The organism is Rhodococcoides fascians A44A, from assembly GCF_000760735.1.
Classification (GTDB): domain Bacteria; phylum Actinomycetota; class Actinomycetes; order Mycobacteriales; family Mycobacteriaceae; genus Rhodococcoides; species Rhodococcoides fascians_E.
The window spans coordinates 424072-442863 of record NZ_JMEX01000004.1; the positions used below are offsets into that span (position 1 = coordinate 424072).

The 18792-nt window shown below is 64.7% G+C and carries 17 protein-coding genes; 6 read left to right on the top strand and 11 right to left on the bottom strand.

Translation table 11 applies throughout. The features are described from left to right. Positions 1 to 9: 9 nt before the first annotated feature. Positions 10 to 762: a maleylpyruvate isomerase family mycothiol-dependent enzyme gene (locus BH95_RS02985; protein ID WP_037180918.1), complete on the bottom strand. Its 753-nt coding sequence runs from the start codon at positions 760 to 762 to the stop codon at positions 10 to 12. 128 nt (positions 763 to 890) lie between these two features. Between BH95_RS02985 and BH95_RS02990 the strand changes: the two genes are divergently transcribed. Further along, positions 891 to 1697, top strand: a complete 807-nt coding sequence (locus tag BH95_RS02990; RefSeq protein WP_020111680.1) for a hypothetical protein — start codon at positions 891 to 893, stop codon at positions 1695 to 1697. A gap of 42 nt (positions 1698 to 1739) precedes the next feature. Here BH95_RS02990 and BH95_RS02995 read toward each other — a convergent pair whose 3' ends face one another. Together BH95_RS02995 and BH95_RS03000 are read right to left on the bottom strand one after the other, a co-directional pair. Further along, positions 1740 to 2537 carry an Fpg/Nei family DNA glycosylase gene (locus tag BH95_RS02995; protein WP_020111681.1) on the bottom strand — a complete coding sequence of 266 codons (798 nt, stop codon included), beginning with the start codon at positions 2535 to 2537 and terminating at the stop codon, positions 1740 to 1742. 3 nt (positions 2538 to 2540) lie between these two features. Further along, the gene (locus BH95_RS03000; protein ID WP_019664755.1) at positions 2541 to 3032 is read right to left on the bottom strand and encodes a ribose-5-phosphate isomerase; all 492 of its coding nucleotides are present in this window, start codon (positions 3030 to 3032) and stop codon (positions 2541 to 2543) included. Positions 3033 to 3048: 16 nt separating this feature from the next. Here BH95_RS03000 and BH95_RS03005 point away from each other — a divergent pair, with 16 nt between their 5' ends. Next, entirely contained in the window at positions 3049 to 3726 is a 678-nt protein-coding gene (locus BH95_RS03005) for a DUF429 domain-containing protein (RefSeq protein WP_080737940.1), read from the top strand. Between the two features lie 72 nt (positions 3727 to 3798). Here BH95_RS03005 and BH95_RS03010 read toward each other — a convergent pair whose 3' ends face one another. Further along, entirely contained in the window at positions 3799 to 4416 is a 618-nt protein-coding gene (locus tag BH95_RS03010) for a mycothiol-dependent nitroreductase Rv2466c family protein (RefSeq protein ID WP_026347738.1), read from the bottom strand. Between the two features lie 162 nt (positions 4417 to 4578). Between BH95_RS03010 and pepN the strand changes: the two genes are divergently transcribed. Continuing rightward, positions 4579 to 7155 carry an aminopeptidase N gene (gene pepN, locus BH95_RS03015; protein ID WP_094725838.1) on the top strand — a complete coding sequence of 859 codons (2577 nt, stop codon included), beginning with the start codon at positions 4579 to 4581 and terminating at the stop codon, positions 7153 to 7155. Positions 7156 to 7230: 75 nt separating this feature from the next. Here the strand turns inward: pepN and BH95_RS03020 are convergent, their stop codons facing one another. The 3 genes from BH95_RS03020 to BH95_RS03030 all read right to left on the bottom strand — a co-directional run bounded on the left by BH95_RS03020 (position 7231) and on the right by BH95_RS03030 (position 8548). Next, positions 7231 to 7707 carry a DUF5130 family protein gene (locus BH95_RS03020; protein ID WP_019664759.1) on the bottom strand — a complete coding sequence of 159 codons (477 nt, stop codon included), beginning with the start codon at positions 7705 to 7707 and terminating at the stop codon, positions 7231 to 7233. Then, complete coding sequence (ctaJ, locus tag BH95_RS03025; protein WP_019664760.1) at positions 7694 to 7948, bottom strand: aa3-type cytochrome oxidase subunit CtaJ; 255 nt, start codon at positions 7946 to 7948, stop codon at positions 7694 to 7696. Before ctaJ ends, BH95_RS03020 begins: the two co-directional genes overlap by 14 nt. A gap of 72 nt (positions 7949 to 8020) precedes the next feature. Next, positions 8021 to 8548, bottom strand: a complete 528-nt coding sequence (locus tag BH95_RS03030) for an HNH endonuclease (RefSeq protein WP_020111685.1) — start codon at positions 8546 to 8548, stop codon at positions 8021 to 8023. 331 nt (positions 8549 to 8879) lie between these two features. Between BH95_RS03030 and BH95_RS03035 the strand changes: the two genes are divergently transcribed. After that, entirely contained in the window at positions 8880 to 9854 is a 975-nt protein-coding gene (locus BH95_RS03035) for a mechanosensitive ion channel family protein (RefSeq protein ID WP_037180921.1), read from the top strand. 52 nt (positions 9855 to 9906) lie between these two features. Beyond that, complete coding sequence (locus BH95_RS03040) at positions 9907 to 10302, top strand: globin (protein ID WP_019664763.1); 396 nt, start codon at positions 9907 to 9909, stop codon at positions 10300 to 10302. 10 nt (positions 10303 to 10312) lie between these two features. Here the strand turns inward: BH95_RS03040 and BH95_RS03045 are convergent, their stop codons facing one another. After that, complete coding sequence (locus BH95_RS03045; protein ID WP_019664764.1) at positions 10313 to 10801, bottom strand: cupin domain-containing protein; 489 nt, start codon at positions 10799 to 10801, stop codon at positions 10313 to 10315. A gap of 263 nt (positions 10802 to 11064) precedes the next feature. Here BH95_RS03045 and BH95_RS03050 point away from each other — a divergent pair, with 263 nt between their 5' ends. After that, a complete protein-coding gene (locus tag BH95_RS03050; protein WP_037180923.1) occupies positions 11065 to 12648 on the top strand; it encodes a glycoside hydrolase family 13 protein in 1584 nt (527 codons plus the stop codon). Between the two features lie 7 nt (positions 12649 to 12655). Here BH95_RS03050 and BH95_RS03055 read toward each other — a convergent pair whose 3' ends face one another. The 3 genes from BH95_RS03055 to BH95_RS03065 are packed head-to-tail and all read right to left on the bottom strand — an operon-like array spanning position 12656 to position 18714. Further along, positions 12656 to 13342 (bottom strand): hypothetical protein, encoded by a 687-nt coding sequence (locus BH95_RS03055; protein WP_037180925.1) that lies wholly within the window; start codon positions 13340 to 13342, stop codon positions 12656 to 12658. Beyond that, positions 13335 to 13799, bottom strand: a complete 465-nt coding sequence (locus tag BH95_RS03060; protein WP_051104874.1) for an acyl-CoA thioesterase — start codon at positions 13797 to 13799, stop codon at positions 13335 to 13337. The genes BH95_RS03055 and BH95_RS03060 overlap by 8 nt, the downstream gene beginning before the upstream one ends. A 46-nt stretch (positions 13800 to 13845) precedes the next feature. After that, on the bottom strand, positions 13846 to 18714 hold the full coding sequence (locus BH95_RS03065) for an NAD-glutamate dehydrogenase (protein WP_037180927.1): 4869 nt from the start codon (positions 18712 to 18714) through the stop codon (positions 13846 to 13848). Positions 18715 to 18792: the final 78 nt, after the last annotated feature.

Here is an 18792-nt window from a genome sequence, read left to right on the forward strand (position 1 = left end):
CCGAAATCTCTACAGCCGAACACCGTCGTACAGCGCCTCTGCCACCGACCGGTCGCCGACGACGTCGAGCACATTCAGCGGGCGCCTGCGCCACACTGCGAGCATCAGATTCTCTGCCGAACCGCGCAGGGCGACGTCGCCTTTGCGGTGCTCGTGCGTGACCGTCACCCGGTCACCGCCGAAGTCGAGGAACAGTTCCATGGCAGTGTCGTCGACGGTATGCAGATGGACGGTGCGGCCCGCGAGTTGTGGAAGTTGTTCCAGCGGAACCCTTGTCAGGAAGTCCTCGGCCCATTCGACTACTCCGTCGGCCGCGCTCTCGGGATCGAGTGGATCGGGCTCTGCTCCCCCACGGATGTGAATTCCGTTCTGCGCATCGAATCGATGCACGACGATTTCGTGCAACTGGCGCCGAATCCAGTAGTCGGCGGTGCCCGGGCCCGCCCACGTCGGGACGGCGCGATCGAGAGGCGCGTCGCGGTAGGCGTCGAGCGCGAGGGAGGCGGACTCGCGGTACTCGTCCACTACCCGAGGTCCGCGTTCGGGCTTCTTCACCGCAGCAAGCACATTCGCCATTCCGCCGTCGGCAGGCGCATCCAACGCGGACCTCGCCATTCGATGGACGAACGTGACGTGTCGAATCAACTTCTCGACGGTCCAGTCCGGCATGGTCGGGACGTCGGCGCTGACGTCGTCCAGCGACACCGCCCCCATCCTCGAGCATTCGAGTTCCAGCACTTCCAACTGACGTTCGGGGGTCATAGTCTCGATCGAAGCACGTCGGACGGTACGCCCGCGCATCGATCGGCACGCGTATCGTGAAAAGTGTCCGATTTGTCCTGAGGCGATCGGGCACGTGCCTGAAAAATTCCCACAAGGAAGCGGTAACAGTGGAAGCTCTCTTACTCGTCGTCGTCATCGTCGCAGCAGTCGTGTTCCTGGTCGTCCGCAGTCAGAAGAACGCGGCGGCGAAGTCGGCCAGCACACTGGAGGACGCCAAGGCAGATGCTCGCCAGTCCATCGAGCGGCTCGGCGGGCAGGTCTACAACCTGATCGGCAGCGACACCGCGTCCAAGCAGGCACTCGCCGACGCGTCGGAGCGCAACATCGCGGCCGGATCGCAGATCGACCAGGCCAAGACGGTCGAGCAGGCACGGCTGGCCAAGCAGACTGCGCTGGAAGGTCTGTACTACATCCGCGCGGCGCGGATCGCGATGGGCATGGACCCCGGTCCGGAAATTCAGGGCATCGACGGCCAGAAGTCCGCGGGTCAGGTCACCGAGGACCGCAAGGTCGAGTTCGAGGGCCGCAACGTCGAGGCCTCGCCCAATCCGTCGGACCGCACGCCCAACTACTACCCCGGCGGCAAGGTCGCCGGCCGTCCCGTGCCGGCCGGCTGGTACTCCGAGCCGTGGTGGCGCCCCGCCCTCGTCGCGGGCGCCTGGGGCGTCGGATCGATGTTCCTGTTCTCGGCGATGTTCTCGGGAATGGCAGGAGTCGGCTACGGCGAACAGGAGTTCGCGAGCGGAGCCGGTGACGGTTCGGAAGGCGGCGGCGCCGACAACGGCGAGTTCGGCGACTCGGGTGACGCCGGTGGCGAGGAGTACGGCGCCATGGACGGCGGCGGCGACTCGTTCGGTGGAGATTCGTTCGGCGGGGACGGCGGCGGAATGTTCGACGGCGGGTTCGACTTCTGACGTCCCGGCTCGCTCGCCCTACCGTCTAGCTCGCCTGACCGTCTAGCTCGCCTGACAGACAGGGCACCAGAACAGATTTCGCGCCTGCATCACCGAATGCAGAATCTCGGCTCCACAGATTCGACACGGACGCCCCGCCCTGCGATACACGTAGGTGCGGGGTCGTTTCGGAGCGTAACCGGAATCTCCGTGGTCGTCCTCTGGTCGGATCGTGATGATCCTGCCGCGTCGTACACCGATCTTCATCAGGTCGACCAGGTCCAACCAGATCGCGTCCCATTCACTTCGATCCACGTCCTTACCCGGACGCATCGGGTTGATCTCGTGCCGGTACAGGATCTCCGCTCGGTACACGTTGCCGACTCCGGCGAGGACCTTCTGATCCATCAGAAGTGTGCCGATCGGCGTCCTCGATCTGGAGATGCGATCCCACGCTCGATCGGGATCGGCGTCCTTCCGGATCGGATCCGGACCGAGTCGACTCAGCAGAGCGTCGACCTGCTGCTCCGTATAGATTTCACAGGCTGTCGGCCCGCGCAGATCGGTACCGAAAGCCTCGCCCACCATCCTCAATCGAACGGCACCGACCGGTTCCTTCATCGGCAGCGTCTGATCGGTGAACTTTCCGTACAGACCGAGGTGGATGTGCACGATCAGGTCCGACTCGTAGCGATGCAGCAAGTGCTTGCCCCAGGCCTCGGCCCTCACGAGCACCAGGCCGTCGACCAACGCGGCCCCCGAGGTGAACCGCCCTTGCGGGCTGCTCACCTCGACGGGCGCGCCGGCGAATTTACGCTGATGCAGCCGCGCGAGGCGGTGCAGCGTATGCCCTTCGGGCATCGATCAGGAGCCGTCGAACTTCTGTCCGCCCGGGACGTCGGGTGCGTCGCCGCTCCGCTCGTACTCCGACAGAATGTCGATACGACGCTGGTGACGCTCCTCGCCGGAGAACGGGGTTCCGAGGAAGGCATCGACTATCGCGAGGGCCTCTGGAAGGGTGTGCATGCGTCCGCCTATACCGATCAGCTGAGCATCGTTGTGCTCGCGCGCGAGCTGCGCGGTCTCGACGCTCCACGCGAGTGCGCACCGGGCACCGGGGACCTTGTTGGCCGCGATCTGCTCGCCGTTGCCGGAGCCTCCGAGGACGAGGCCGCGGCTACCTGGATCGGCGACGACCCGTCGTGCCGCGTCGATGCAGAAGGCCGGGTAGTCGTCGACGGCGTCGTATTCGAAAGCGCCGCAGTCGACGGGCTCGTGCCCGGTCGCGGTGAGGTGTTCGATGATCTGGTTCTTGAATTCGAGGCCGGCATGGTCCGCACCCAGGTATACGCGCATGCATAGAGTCTGACAGGTGGGATTTCAGGGACGAAAAACGGTCGCCGGAGTCGACGGCGCCAAAGGCAAGTGGGTTGTGGCACTGTTCGACGGCCAGGATCTGCAGATGTCCGTCGAGCCCGACGTGCAGGCGGTGCTGGTCGCGACACGTCGGTGCGACGTCGTCGGGGTCGACATGCCGTTGTCGTTGCCCGAGAGCGGGTACCGGGCCAGTGAGCTGGAAGCGAAGAGTTTTCTCGGGCGGGCGCGATCGTCGATCTTCCATACACCGGTACGCGCTGTTCTCGACACGACGACCTACGAGGATGCGTGCGCAGTGTCCAGACGAATCACCGGCAAGGCGATCAGCAAACAGACGTGGTATCTGATGTCCTCGGTCCGGCAGTGGCAGGACGTGTCCTTCGTCCCCGAACGGGTGGTGGAAGTGCACCCGGAATGCTCGTTTCGGCACATGGCACCGGATACGTCGTTCGTGTCGAAGAAGTCCGCGCGTGGCGTCGGCCAGCGTCTGAGCGCACTGTCCACGTGGCTCGATCCGGTGTCCGTACACGACGCCATGGCATCACTGCCGGTCGAGCCCGCAGCCGACGACGCGCTCGACGCCGCCGCGGCTGCCTGGTCCGCGTGGCGTTTCAGCCGTGGGAAGCACCGATACTTCGGTACGTCCGACGGCGTCGATCGCATCGTCGCCTGACCCGCTGTGAGCGAAAATGCATGTCCTGATTTCGAGCAGTAAGTCCTGACCTACATTTCCGCTCACCTGGGGTCAGTCGAACTCGGGGTCTTCGTGACGGGTGCGCTTGAGCTCGAAGAAGTGCGGATACGACGCGAAGATGACCGAGGCGTCCCACAACTTTCCGGCTTCCTCGCCGCGCGGGATGCGGGAGAGGACGGGCCCGAAGAACGCGACACCGTTCACGTGAATCGTGGGCGTTCCGACGTCGGGACCGACCTTGTCCATGCCCGCGTGGTGGCTGGTGCGCAGCGCTTCGTCGTACTCGGTGCTGTCGGCTGCCTTCGCCAACTCAGCAGGCAGACCCAGTTCCGCGAGGGACTGCTCGATCACCTCGGGAAAATTCTTGTTGCCTCCGTTGTGGATACGGGTACCGAGTGCCGTGTAGAGCGGCGACAGAATTTCGTCGCCCTTCTCCTGGGCCGCGGCGATGGCGACTCGCACGGGTCCCCATGCCGTCTTCATCATCTCGGCGTACTGCTCGGGGAGGTCGCGGCCCTCGTTGAGGACTGCGAGCGACATGACGTGGAAGTTGACGTCGATGTCGCGGACCTTCTCGACCTCCAGAATCCACCGCGACGTGATCCAACACCATGGGCACAGGGGGTCGAACCAGAAATCGGCGGTGTCCTTCTGTCCGCTGCCGCTCACGTGAAGCTCCTTCGTGTCGAGATACGAGTGGGTGTCGACCGAGAACAACCCAGGATGCGGCAGAACAATTCCGCGCCGCGTCCCTACGCAAGCATGCCCGACCCGCGCCGTGATGGGATGGTGTCATCACACGATCCCTACTCGAGAAGGTGCATGACTGACGTGGTTGCTCCCAACCTGACACGCGATCAAGCTGCCGCACGGTCGACCGTGCTCGGCAATTCCACCTATTCGATCGTCCTGGACCTCACCGACGGGTCCGGCAATCCCAGCGAGAAGACGTTCCTGTCGACGACGACCATTGCGTTCGCGGCACAGGCGGGCGCATCGACGTTCGTCGACATCGTCGCCGACGGCATCAGATCCGCCACTCTGAACGGGGTGGACCTCGACGTTTCGGGCTACGACGAGGAGACGGGGATAGCGCTCGACGACCTCGCCGAGGACAACGAACTCGTCGTCGTCGCAGACTGTGTCTATTCCCACACCGGTGAGGGTCTGCACCGGTTCGTCGACCCGTCCGACGGCTCGGTGTATCTCTACTCTCAGTTCGAGACGGCGGATGCCAAGCGGATGTTCGCCTGCTTCGACCAGCCGGATCTGAAGGCGACATTCGATCTGAAGGTCACCGCTCCGGACAGCTGGAAGGTCATCTCCAACGCTGCGCATGCCGCGGAACCCGCTGCCGGAGAACACGTTTTCGACACCACCCCACTGATGAGCACGTATCTGGTGGCGCTGATCGCCGGCCCGTACGCGGAGTGGACGGATTCCTACACCGACGAGCACGGCACCATCCCGCTCGGAATCTACTGCCGCGCATCGCTTGCCGAGCACATGGATCACGAGAGGTTGTTCACCGAGACCAAGCAGGGATTCGGTTTCTACCACGCCAACTTCGGCACCCCCTACGCGTTCGGCAAGTACGACCAGTTGTTCGTGCCCGAGTTCAACGCGGGCGCAATGGAGAACGCGGGCGCCGTCACCTTCCTGGAGGACTACGTCTTCCGCTCCAAGGTCACCCGGTACTCCTACGAACGCCGCGCCGAAACGGTTCTGCACGAGATGGCGCACATGTGGTTCGGCGACCTCGTGACGATGACGTGGTGGGACGACCTGTGGCTCAACGAGTCGTTCGCGACGTTCGCATCGGTCCTGTGCCAGTCCGAGGCCACCGAGTACACCAACGCATGGACCACGTTCGCCAACGTCGAGAAGTCGTGGGCCTACCGGCAGGATCAGCTGCCGTCGACACACCCCATCGCAGCCGACATTCCCGATCTGGCCGCGGTCGAGGTCAACTTCGACGGCATCACGTACGCCAAGGGTGCGAGCGTTCTGAAGCAACTCGTCGCCTATGTCGGCAAGGAGGATTTCCTCGCCGGCTTGCGTGCGTACTTCGTCGACCACGCGTTCGGCAACGCCACGTTCTCCGACCTCCTCACCGCACTGGAGCGGTCGTCCGGTCGGGACCTGTCGGATTGGGGCAGCCAGTGGCTGCGCACGACCGGACTCAACACCTTGAGCCCTGACTTCGACGTCGACGCGGACGGCAAGTTCACCCGCTTCGCGGTGAAGCAGAGCGGCGCGGCACCCGGCGCAGGCGAGCATCGAGTGCACCGGATCGCAATCGGCATCTACGACGACGGAGACGACGGCAAGCTGGTGCGTACCGAGCGTGTCGAGATCGACCTGGAGGCGTCGGACAGCACCGACGTTCCGTCACTGGTGGGTGTGTCGCGGGGCAAGCTGGTCCTCGTCAACGACGACGACCTCACCTACTGCGCCGTGCGTCTCGATCCGGAGTCTCTCGACGTTCTGCTCGCCCGTATCGGCGATATCGCGGAATCACTCCCCCGCACCCTTGCGTGGTCCGCCGCGTGGGAAATGACTCGCCAGGCCGAGATGCGTGCACGCGATTTCGTCGCGCTCGTTCAGCGCGGTATCGGTGCGGAGACGGAGGTCGGCGTCGTGCAGCGTCTGCTCCTCCAGGCGCTGACGGCCATCACGAGCTACGCCGAGCCGCAGTGGGCGCAGGAGCACGGTCAGCCCGAGTTCGCGGACACGCTCCTCGAGCTCGCGCGCGCCGCCGACGCAGGCTCGGACCACCAGCTGGCGTTCGTCAACTCGCTGACCGGTTCGGCCTTGTCCGACAGGCATGTCGCGGTGTTGCGCGGCCTCCTGGACGGCGACGTCGACGGCCAGGAGCTCGGCGGCCTCGAGGTGGATACCGACCTGCGTTGGCGTCTGGTGTCGGCGCTCGCTGCAGCAGGTGCGATCGACAGCGACAGCATCGAGTCGCCCGAGATCGACGCCGAGGCCGCCCGCGACAACACTGCGGCCGGCGCTCGTTCGGCAGCCGCTGCGCGTGCCGTTCGGCCGAGCAGCGAGGTCAAGGAACACGCATGGACGACGGTCGTCGACGACGATTCCGTCCCCAACATCACCGCACGATCGATCATCGGCGGGTTCGCCGGACCGGGACAGGGCGAGCTTCTCGAGCCGTACGTGTCGCGGTACTTCGACTCGATCGAGGGCGTGTGGTCGAGGCGGTCCAGCGAGGTCGCGCAGACCGTGGTGGTCGGGCTGTACCCCTCCTGGTCGATCAGTGCGGACTCGGTCGCGGCTGCGGATGCGTTCCTGGAGAAGGATCTGCCTCCCGCGCTGCGGCGTCTGGTGATCGAGGGACGCGCGGGCATCGTGCGCTCGCTCGCGGCCCGCGAGTTCGACGTGACGTAAGCACCGCGCTGGAAACAAGAAGAAGGCGCCGCCCGCGGTTTCGGGCGGCGCCTTCTTCGTGTCGATTCGATACGGCTACGGGCTCACGATGGCGGCGGCCATGACACGAACCGCGCTGACCAGTCCGTCGATGAGGTTGCCGTCACGGAACGGCCCCGTTGCGGCAGTGATGCCGAGCTGCGCCACCCGGTCGGTCGCGCGATCCGAGACACGGCGTCCGGTGCGGATCTCGATGCCCTTGTGGTTCGGGTCCACGGCGATCAGCACGGAACGAATTGCGTCCGGTGTTCCGGGGAAGACCGCGTCTGCACCTGCGGCGACGTCCTCACCCAGGTCTCCGAGGTAGACGTTGAAGCGAATCTGCGTCGCCCGGGTCGCCTCGGTCAGTGCGACGTCGAGGGACACGAGGTCCTGCGTGGCGAACGGAAGGTGCGCCGGGCTGGCCGTTCCGAACTCGTGAGCACCCGACACGCGTCCGCTGGACGTCAGAGCCGAGCCGTAGGGCAGGTCCTCCGCGTCGATGTCACTCTTGACCAGTTCACCACTTGCCACTTGCCGACCCTCCGATCGAATCTGCAGCGGATGCATGCGAATCGCCGTGGCCGCCACCGTGCGGTGTCACCTCGTCGGTCGCGCTCCACAGAATTGGTTCACGTGTCCATTCGTCGGTCAACCGGTACGGGGTGATGTCCAGACCCGGCTGCCTTTCCCCCACGTAGGACAACGCTCCGATGATTCCGATGATCGCAGCCGGAATCACCCCGAAGATCAGGATCGTCTCGAGAATGCTCACAGGGTGTGAGATTAGTCGACTTTTCACCCCGAAGCGACAGCGGGGCCGGTCGGATCGATTCGAGACCGGCCGCTACGCCGCGCCCTCACCCAGGTACGCCAACCAGGACGGATCGAGTTCCTTGTTGCTGGCGAGCAAACGCCAGTGCGGCCCCTTCGGTGGAACGAGTTGCGCGCGCAGAGTCCATCCCAGCTCACTGAGCATTTTGTCTGCTTTGCGATGGTTGCACGAGGCGCAACACGCAACGCAGTTCTCCCACGAGTGCTCGCCCCCACGACTCCGCGGGATGACGTGGTCCACGGTTTCCGCTTTGGCGCCGCAGTACGCGCACCGGAAACGATCTCTGTGCATCAGCGCAGCCCTCGTCATCGGCACGCGAGCCCGGTACGGCACTCGAACGAACGTCCTCAGACGAATAACCGAGGGCACTTGAACGGAGAAGTCGGCGGATCGAATGTATGGACCGGAGGGGTCGTCGTGGACGACGTCGGCCTTGTTGCACACAAGCAGTACCACTGCGCGACGCATCGGCAGCGCGGTCAAGGGCTCGAAAGTGGCGTTCAGAAGCAGCACTCGGCGCTTGACCCAGGCAGGAACCATGTTGTCGCTGGGAGACACCGTCTCGCCAGGAGAAACGACATGTAGTGGAGACGCCCCCGATATCCGTTCCCGCTGGTCTGCGGTGTCATGGACATCGATGGGCGGGAGTTGTCGGTGTCGGTGTTGCTTGTTCTTCACTTCGGTTCTCCCAAAAGCGTCGGCGTCCGCGCATGGCTTGCGCGGAACACGTGTCACAGTGGAACACGAAAACGCCGGGTCTGCACACCCCTTTTCCGGATCGCGGTGATGACCGATCGGTGAACTCACAGCCAACGAGCAGGTCCGCTACCAGCACGGTGGCGAGAATCCGCGCCTTCCGTAGACTCTGCAAGTGTCTGTATTCGAATCGAACTCATCGACCTACCTGACGGGCTCGTCTCTCGACACACGTGCCTTCGAACTGACCGAAACCGGTCGAGACTGGCTGGTGGACAGACCTTTACAGGTTCTCGGCTACCTTGCGCTCGCGGTGATCCTCCGACTCGTACTGCACAAACTGATCGACCGTTTCACCAGTCGCAGCGGATCGGCGTCGGACAAGGCGCCTGCGCTTCTTCGACCACTGCGCGAGCGTGCACCGTCGACGCTGCAGAGCTCGATCCTCTCCGAACGCCGTCGCCAACGCGCCAAGACCATCGGCTCGGTCCTCAAGTCCGGCGTGTCCGTCGTCATTCTGACGTGGTTCGTACTGTCTGTGCTCGACGTGGTCGGAGTGAACGTCACCCCGTTCATCGCCTCCGCGGGCATCGTCGGAGTGGCGCTCGGCTTCGGTGCGCAGAATCTCGTCCGCGACTTCCTCTCCGGAATCTTCATGCTGCTCGAAGACCAGTACGGCGTCGGTGATGTCGTCGATCTCGGCGAAGCAGTGGGCACGGTCGAAAGCGTCGGACTGCGCGTGACGACGATCCGCGACGTCAACGGCACCGTCTGGTACTGCCGCAACGGCGAGGTCCTTCGCGTGGGAAACATGAGTCAAGGTTTCGCGGTGGCGGTTCTCGACCTGCCCGTCGCGCACACTGCCAATCTCGACGAGGCCTGCGAGGTGGCCGAGAAGGCGACGCTCGACGTCGTCGAATCGGGGGCGTTCGCGGAGGATTTGCTCGGGGATCCCGAGATGCTCGGCGTCAACGCCGTGAGCGCCGACACGGTCACCATCCGCATCACCGTCAAGACCAGGCCCGGGATGCAGTGGGCGGTGCAGCGACGGCTCCACCGCGAGATTCTCCAGGCCTTCGACGACGCCGGAATTCAGGCCCCGTACCCGCAAGGCCGACCGGCCGGCGCGATCGTCGACCTGGCAAAGTAGGCACCACCCGGCCGCACCCCGCCCGACCTCGAACGACTGGAGAGAAGCACCGATGACCGAACCGCAACAGACCTTCTACGACGCGGTCGGTGGTGCGGACACGTTCTACAAGCTGACGGCCAAGTTCTACGAGGAAGTGGCGAAGGACGACGTCGTGCGACCGCTCTACCCCGAGGAAGACCTGGGGCCTGCGGAGCGACGCATGCGAATGTTTCTCGAACAGTACTGGGGAGGACCGCGCACCTACTCGGACGAACGCGGGCACCCTCGCCTCCGCATGCGGCACTCGCCGTTCCACATCGGCCCGATCGAGCGGGACGCATGGCTGCGGTGCATGCACAGTGCCATCGCGTCGATAGACGATTCCGTCCTCGACGCCACGCACCGGGCACAGTTGGTCGACTACATGGAGATGGCAGCCAACTCCATGGTCAACTCGTCGTTCTAGGAACCGGTCCTCACAGACGAGGCGCAGATCCCTCGCGCTGCGCGGTCGTCGGCTGGGCGGCGCTGCGCCCGAGTCCCTTCGCCCGTCGGAGTGCGCCACGCACGTTGCCGGCGAACTTCAGGGCGAGCAGGAGCGAGCCGGGAAGATGCTGGCGAAGAATTGCGTGCTTGCGGACGTAGTCCTGGACGTGCCACTCGGACCAGGTGCCGGCGCGGAACAGCGCCGCATCGCCGGCCACCAGCGTGCGTTCAGGATGGTCGTCGGACGAGACCGTCACCGAGCCGTCCATGATGTGCACGATCTCGTCGACCGAGAAGTACCAGCGGAAGCGACCGGCCGTGCAGTCCCACACGTTGGTGGTGGTCGTCCCGTCGATGCTGCGTGACCACTCGGCCACGCGGGCGCGGGGTTCGCCCTCGAGGATCCAGTCCGGATCGATGGGACTGTCCTGCAGAAGCACTTCACTCAAACGGACTGCTTCGATCGACTGCTCGGCCATGTGATTCCTCGTGCTCCTCGTTCCGGTTCGACGGGTACGGTACCTCATCAATCGGACAAAGCGGCTGTTTTCGGGAGAGAAACCGGGGAAACGGTATGCCTTCCTGAGCGTCGCTCGCACGTCCGCCCGGGCGTGAGCCCGCATCTTGGCCGGGCGTGAGCCCGCATCTTGGCCGGTCGTGAGCCCCCAGCCTTACGAGGTGACGAAGATCAACCCGGTCCCTGATCGAGGTCGAGCGTCCGCGTTTGGCAGACTTGACCGTTGTGACCGATCGACTCGAACCTCAGCCCGAACCGTGGTGGAAGGACGCGATCTTCTATCAGATCTACCCGCGTTCGTTCGCCGATTCCAACGGCGACGGCGTCGGTGATCTCGGCGGCGTTCGGGACAAGCTCGGCTACCTCGAACTACTCGGAATCGACGCGATCTGGCTGAGCCCGATCATGAAGTCGCCGATGGCGGACCACGGGTACGACGTGTCCGACCCGAGAGCGATCGACCCCCTGTTCGGTGACCTCGCGGTGATGGATTCGCTGATCGAAGAGGCACACGCGCGCGACATCAAGGTCACCATGGACCTGGTGCCCAACCACACGAGCGACCGACATCCGTGGTTCGTCGCAGCGCTCGACTCGGCTCCCGGAAGTCCGGAACGAGCCCGCTACATCTTCCGCGACGGCAAGGGACCCGGCGGCTCCGAGCCGCCGAACAACTGGCCGAGTATCTTCGGCGGCCCCGCATGGACCCGCATTCGCGAAGCCGACGGAACGCCGGGACAGTGGTATCTGCACATCTTCGCGGCCGAACAACCCGATCTCGACTGGACCAACCCCGAGGTTTCCGAGGACTTGGCCACGACGCTGCGCTTCTGGTTGGACCGGGGAGTCGACGGCTTCCGGATCGACGTCGCACACGGAATGGCCAAGCCCGAAGGCCTTCCGAACATGAGCCTGGAAACGAACGAGCTCATGAAGAACGACGACACCGATCCACGGTTCAACAATCCGGCCGTGCACGAGATACACCGTGGTATCCGAAAGATCATAGACGAATACCCGGGCTCGACGACGGTCGGTGAAATCTGGGTGCAGGACAACGTCAGGTTCAGTGAATACATTCGCCCCGACGAGCTGCACCTCGGCTTCAACTTCCGCCTGGCCGAAGCCGAGTTCGACGCAGCAGCCATTCGAAACGCAGTGTCCAACTCGTTGGACGCGGTGGCCCTCGTCGACGGCACCCCGACGTGGACGCTGTCCAACCACGACGTCGTCCGCGAAGTCACTCGCTACGGCGGAGGCACCCGCGGCACAGCCCGCGCCAGGGCGATGATTCTGCTCGAATTGGCGCTGCCAGGAACGGTGTTCGTCTACAACGGCGCCGAACTGGGCCTTCCCAACGTCGACCTGCCCGACGAATCCTTGCAGGACCCGGTGTGGGAGCGCTCCGGCCACACCGAGCGTGGCCGAGACGGATGCCGTGTTCCCCTCCCGTGGGAAGGAACCGAGCCGCCGTTCGCGTTCAGTTCGTCCCCGGCGACCTGGCTGCCGATGCCCACGGAATGGTCGTCGCTCACGGTGGAAGAACAGCTCGAAGACGTCGACTCCATGCTGAGCCTGTACCGGTCGGCCTTCGAACTCCGCGCACTGCGGCCGGAATTCGCCGGAACCGGAGTGGATTGGTACGGCAGCCCACCCGGATGCCTTGCGTTCCGACGACCGGGCGGGCTGATCTGCGCCCTCAACGCGACCGACGTTCCGATCCCCCTCCCGCCGGGCGAGGTCCTGATGTCCAGCGCGCCTCTCGTCGACGGGCAACTTCCCGCCGACGCCGCAGCGTGGTTGGTCTAGAACCGTTTCAGCGCTCCACCGTGAGGGAGAGCGCGTTCTCTCGGCGGCAGAAGACCGAGCCGTAGCGCGCGTCGAGGCGTAGCCACACCTTGGTGGCGCGCACGCGCACGATCTCGTTCGAGTCGATGCGCGCGAGGTCGACGCCGGCCTTGAGCGGGTCCTCCCCCGTGTGCGGCACGAAACCCATTGCCGTGAGGGCGAATACCGTTCTCATCGTGACCGACACTCCGCCCGCGGCGCCGTCGACGTGCAGGACCTGCTGATCGAGCAGCGACACCGGCGGACCGTGGCTGCTCCCGTGCTCCTTCGCCAGCGCAGCACCGCGCTGAGCGAGGTCGATCAAGACCCGAGCAGGTACGTCGTCGACATGCTCGAATCCCTGGTCGGGAGGCAACGCGCCCTTCCATGCCGAATCCATCGAGAAGCCCGGGTCGACTCTGCCGTCGACGGCCGACCCGAGAGCCGCGATCAGCTGATCGGCTGCCGCCGAGGTGTCGTCCGGAACGATCGATCCGGCGACGACCCGCACGGCGAGCGCGTCGAAACCCGTCGATGCCCAGGCCGACAGCCGCCCGTCGGTACGCGTCCTCAAGCGCACCACCGCAGCTTCGTCGAGGCGCAGCGCCTTGCCGAGGAACGCAGTCAGATTCTCCCGTTCGACCGGGTCCGGAATGGTGAGTACACGCTCAAACACGCTGCCAGCTCTCGAGATACTCGCGCTCTTCAGCGGTGAGGCGTCGCAGCTTCTGAGTGTCGATGTCGAATGCTGCAATCTGAGTCGACGCGATGATGGCCGCCGGAGTGTCCAGCGACGCACCGTTGGCGCGCACCTCGTAACCGGCCACGAAATCCACGGCCCGCACCTTGTCGATCCACATGAAGACGTCCAGGGGGCCGTCCTCGTGTCGAAGCTGACCGCGGTACTTCACGTGCAGATCCGCGATGACCGCGCCGTGCCGCAGGTTCGCCGTCGGTCGTCCGTCGACGAGAAGCCACGGTATCCGCGCCTCCTCCAGCAACGTCACCATGCGGGCATGGTTGATGTGCTGGTACACGTCCATGTCCGACCAGCGAACATCCACGCTGGTATGAAAACCGATGCGTTCCTCCGGCTCTCGATGGTCGGACAGATGGTCGGCGGGCACACTCACAGCAGTCGTCCTTCTTTCGTCGATGGCACGCTACGGGCAGAAAATGCTACGGAACCATACTGCGCACCTGCCGCGCAGCGACGGACAGTGTAGCGAGGTCGAGGGTTCCCGAGTCCGAGATCTCGCGGAGCGCAGCGCGAGCACGTGCGAGGCGGGACGAGTTGGTCGATTCCCACTCCGCGATTTTCTCCGAGGCACTTTCGTGCGGTTCGCCGCCCAGGAGAACTTCTTTGGTGATCGCCCGCAGGGAGGAGTACAGGTCGTCGCGAAGCGCCAACCGCGCCAACGAATGCCAGCGATCCCCTCGGGCAAGTCCGGACACCGATGTCAGCAACCAGTCGATGCCGATGTGCGCGTCCAGTGCGAAGTACAGCTCGGCGACTTCGGCGGGGTCGTGTTCGGTGATGTCCGCGACGTCGATGATGTCGAGCAGACTGTAGTTGTCCAGCAGTCGATACACCGCGGACGCGAGCTCCCTCGGAGCACCACGTTCGACGGCTGCCTGCACGCGGGCCTCGACGTTGCGTGCCTGATAGGTGTCGATGTACTCGCCGACGACGGCACTCAGGGATGCGACTTTGCCTGCGTACCGGCTGATCTCGGCGCCGACGGCAAGGGGTTGCGGTCGATTGGTCAACAACCACCGGGCGACGCGGTCGAGTACCCGTCGGGATTCGAGCAACAACTCGTCGGACGACGCCGTCGGCATACCCGCCGTCCGGATGTCGTTCCACAGCTCGTCCAAACCGAAGATCGCCGTCGCAGCCGCGAACGCACGCACGGCGTCGGTGCCCGTTGCGCCTGCGTCCTCGGCGAGTCGGTAGACGAAGGTGATGCCGCCCCGATCGACGGTCTCGTTGGTCAGCGTGGTCGCCACCAACTGCCTACGCAGTGGGTGCGAGGTGATCTCGTTCGCGTAGGGCTCGCGAAGAACGTCCGGGAAGTACTTCGGCAGCCGCGAGGCGAACACGTCGCTGTCCGGCAGTTCGCTGGCCAACAGATCACTTTCCAGGCTCAGCTTCACGTGAGCCATCAACGTCGCGAGCTCAGGGGAGGTAAGTCCGCGGCCCTCCGACTTCCGCGTGCGGATCTCCTGTTCGCTGGGCAACGCTTCGAGTTCGCGGTCGAGCCCTCGTCGTTCCTCCAGGTCCTCGATCACCCGTCGGTGCACGGTGAGCAACGACGGCGCGTCGAACCGAGAGGTCCCCAGCAGTTCGTTCTGCATGAAGTTGTCCCACAGCACCAGTCGGCCGACCTCGTCCGTCATCGACGCGAGGAGTTCGTCGCGATCGTCTCGGTCCAGCACACCGTCGGAGATAGCCGACTCGAGGAGGATCTTGATGTTGACCTCGTGATCGGAGCAGTCGACGCCCGCCGAGTTGTCCACGGCGTCGGTGTTGATCCGTCCGCCTGCGAGGTCGTACTCGATGCGTCCGAGCGCCGTCGCACCGAGGTTTCCGCCCTCGCCGACGACCGTGGCCCGAACCTCGTTGCCGTTCACCCTGACAGCGTCGTTCGATTTGTCGCCGACGTCGGAGTTCGATTCGGTGGACGCCTTGATGTAGGTACCGATTCCGCCGTTCCACAGCAGGTCGGCTGGAGCAGTGAGGATGGCACGAACCAGCTCCGGGGGCGACAACGACGTCACGGTGTCCCCCAGCCCCAACGCCGCGCGCGCCTCGGGGCTGATCGGAACGGATTTCACGGTCTTGTCCCACACTCCGCCGCCCCGCGAGATCAATGCCGAATCGTAGTCCGCCCAGGAGGAACGAGGGAGTCCGAACAGGCGCTCACGTTCGGCGAACGACGCCGCCCTGTCCGGGTTCGGATCGAGGAAGATGTGCCGGTGGTCGAACGCCGCCAACAGTCCGATGTGGCGGCTGAGCAGCATTCCGTTTCCGAACACGTCGCCGCTCATGTCGCCGACGCCGACGACGGTGAAGTCCTCGGTTTGAGTGTCGACGCCGATTTCACGGAAGTGCCGCTTGACGCTCTCCCACGCACCCTTCGCCGTGATTCCCATCGCCTTGTGGTCGTACCCTGCCGAGCCGCCGGACGCGAAAGCGTCGCCGAGCCAGAAGTCGTACTCGGCGGCAACGGAATTGGCAAGGTCGGAGAACGTCGCAGTTCCCTTGTCCGCGGCGACGACGAGGTAGGTGTCGTCGCGGTCTCGGCGTACGACGCGGTCGGGTGGGATCACCGATCCGCTTGCACGGTCGAGGTTGTCGGTGACGTCCAGTAGCCCGGCGATGAACAACCGGTAGCAGGATTTGCCCTCGTCCAGCGCCGCAGTCCGATCCGCGGCAGCATCCCCGGTGGTCGCGGGCGGACGCTTGACGACGAATCCGCCCTTCGCGCCCACCGGAACGATGACCGCATTCTTGACCATCTGAGCTTTGGCGAGTCCAAGGATTTCGGTGCGGAAATCCTCGCGACGGTCCGACCAGCGCAACCCGCCTCGGGCGACGGCTCCGAACCGAAGGTGAACACCTTCGACGCGAGGGGAATAGACGAAGATCTCGAATGTGGGCTTGGGCTTGGGCAGTTCCGCGATCTTCTGCGGATCGAACTTGATCGAGAGGAACTCGCGCCGAGTGCCGTGCGCATCCACCACGTAGAAGTTGGTGCGCAACGTCGCGCGGACCAGCTCGAAGATCGATCGCAGAATCCGGTCCGCGTCGAGGCTGATGACCTCGTCGATCAAGGACTGGAGCTCGTCGCTCAGTTCCTCGGAACGGGATTCCGACGCCCGCTCGGGGTCGAACTGCGCCTCGAAGAGCCCGACCAGGAGTCGTGCGGTCCGCGGGTGCGACAGCAGGACACCCTCGATGTTGAACTGACTGTACGGAAAATTGGCCTGGCGAAGATATTTTGCGTACGCCCGAAGGATCATCGCTTGACGCCAGTCGAGGGCCGCCCGCATGACCAGTTCGTTGAACCTGTCGGCCTCCGCCCGACCCTCCCACACGGCCGTGAAGGCATCGGTGAAGCGCAGCTGGACCCTCGATTCGCGATCGGTCGCACCGGCACCCTGCAACTCCGAATCGAGATCGCCGTCGATCGCCGCGTTCAACATCTCGCGCGATGCGGACACCCCGAAATCGTATATCCAACACTGTAATCCGTCGGGACGGACCACCGGATAAGGACGCTCGTCGTCGACCTCGACACCGAGGCTCTGCAGCACGGGCAGCACCTGGCTGAGCGATACTCCCCTGCCTCCGATGTAGAGACTGAACCGCCAGCTACCGACCTCGGAGTCGGCGTTTCGGTAGAGCTGCATGTCGATGGCGCCGTCGGACAGGGCTTCGAAACGAACGATGTCGAAGACTGCACGCTCGGGCCGGAAGTCCTGCTTGTAGGCCTCGGGCAACGCGTCCGCGTAGCGCGAGGCAACGACGTTATCCGCCGAGTCGATACGCGAGACCGCCTCCGACAGCGCGTCTTCCCAGGTTCGGATGGTCTCGGTGAGCAGAGCTTCGATCCGGTCGACGTTGTCCCGCGAGAGATCGAGCGCGGACGCCTGCTCGTCGTCCCGGCGGACCGTGACGTGCAGCAGTGCCAGGTCGGATTCCGTGACGCGGGCGGTGTAGTCGATACCGGACCCGGCCAACTCGTCGAGCAGGCACTTCTGCACCGCCAGTCGCACCCGTGTGGTGTAGCGATCACGCGGCAGGTACACCAGCGCGGACACGAACGATCCGCCCGCGTCTTCGCGCAGGAACACCTTCACCTTGCGCCGACGTCCCAGGGCAAGTACGGCCGTCGCCGTTTCGTACAGGGAATGCGCATCGGTGGCGAACAGCTCCGACCGCGGCATGGACTGGAGAACTTCCAGCATCGCCTGGCCCGAGAACGATTGCAGGTCGTACCCGGCGCGATCGACAGCGGAACGGACGCGCCGCTCGATCACCGGGATGTCGAGAACGTTCTCGTGCAACGCGGTCACGGTGAACACACCGACGAAGCGATGTTCCCCCAGCTCCGGATTCGACGGGTCGAACAGCGTCACGAAGTAGGGATAGACGGCACGGTGCACCGTCGCTGGGCTGGAACCCTGAACGAGGGTGACGATGTCGCTACGATCATCCAAAGAGCTTGTATCGGAAGCGATTCGGTGATCGTCCCGCAACACACCCAAACCACTGTCCGCGACCGGTACCGCGGTCAGGGATCCGTCGGAGGATTTCTCGGCCGAGTAGCGACGGTAACCGAGCAACGTGTAGTGACCGTCGGCGAGCCAACGCAGCAGGCCGGCGGCATCTCGCTGCTGAACAGCGGAAGAGTCCGTGGAATCGGCGGCGGCGGCCTCGAATGCGTCCGCGATCTCGCTCTGCACGCGGCGCATCCCGTCGGTGTCCGCGATGACCTCGCGGACATCGGTCAAGACCGCGGCCACAGCGCCTTCCACCGTGTCCGCGACGTCGTCGGGCACCGCGGGATTGAGTTGCAGATGCATCCAGGATTCGCGGATCGTCCCGTCCGAACCGGGCCCGTTGCTCGATCCGGCGGACAGCAACCTGTCGTCGCCGTCGCGTGTGACGTCGAGGATGGGATGGACGACGTCGCTGACCTCGACTCCGATCCGAGACAGCTGCGACACCACGGACTCGACGAGCAGCGGCATGTCGTCGGTGACGATCTGCAGTGCGAGCCCTACCGCACCCGACGTCCCGTCGGAGTTGTCGGCACCGGGGCGATACAGGCGGATGTTCGCGGTCCCCGCGGTACGCCGCGCAGCGAGTAGCACGTGACGCCGGAACATCGTTCGTTCGGCCTGCTCGATCGATCCGTCCTGATCGGCCGAGTCGACGTGCGCGAAGTACGCCGCCTTCACCTGCGACAGGGATGTGACCAACTCCCCCGGCAGTTCGCTCGTCCAGTCGATGTCCGTCGTACCCGCCGAGTTCGGCATGTGTTGAACCACTCCCTTGTGAGGACCTTCTTCGTCGTAACGACGAGCCTATAGGGGAAGGCGTCACTCGATGGGCGT

Bases quoted from the DNA above. Each gene is read 5' to 3' on its own strand.
- BH95_RS03045 (WP_019664764.1), bottom strand. From the start codon at position 10,801: ATGGCCGAGCAGTCGATCGAAGCAGTCCGTTTGAGTGAAGTGCTTCTG.
- BH95_RS02995 (WP_020111681.1), bottom strand. From the start codon at position 2,537: ATGCCCGAAGGGCATACGCTGCACCGCCTCGCGCGGCTGCATCAGCGT.
- BH95_RS03040 (WP_019664763.1), top strand. From the start codon at position 9,907: ATGACCGAACCGCAACAGACCTTCTACGACGCGGTCGGTGGTGCGGAC.
- BH95_RS02985 (WP_037180918.1), bottom strand. From the start codon at position 762: ATGACCCCCGAACGTCAGTTGGAAGTGCTGGAACTCGAATGCTCGAGG.
- BH95_RS03065 (WP_037180927.1), bottom strand. From the start codon at position 18,714: ATGCCGAACTCGGCGGGTACGACGGACATCGACTGGACGAGCGAACTG.
- BH95_RS03000 (WP_019664755.1), bottom strand. From the start codon at position 3,032: ATGCGCGTATACCTGGGTGCGGACCATGCCGGCCTCGAATTCAAGAAC.
- BH95_RS03030 (WP_020111685.1), bottom strand. From the start codon at position 8,548: ATGGTTCCTGCCTGGGTCAAGCGCCGAGTGCTGCTTCTGAACGCCACT.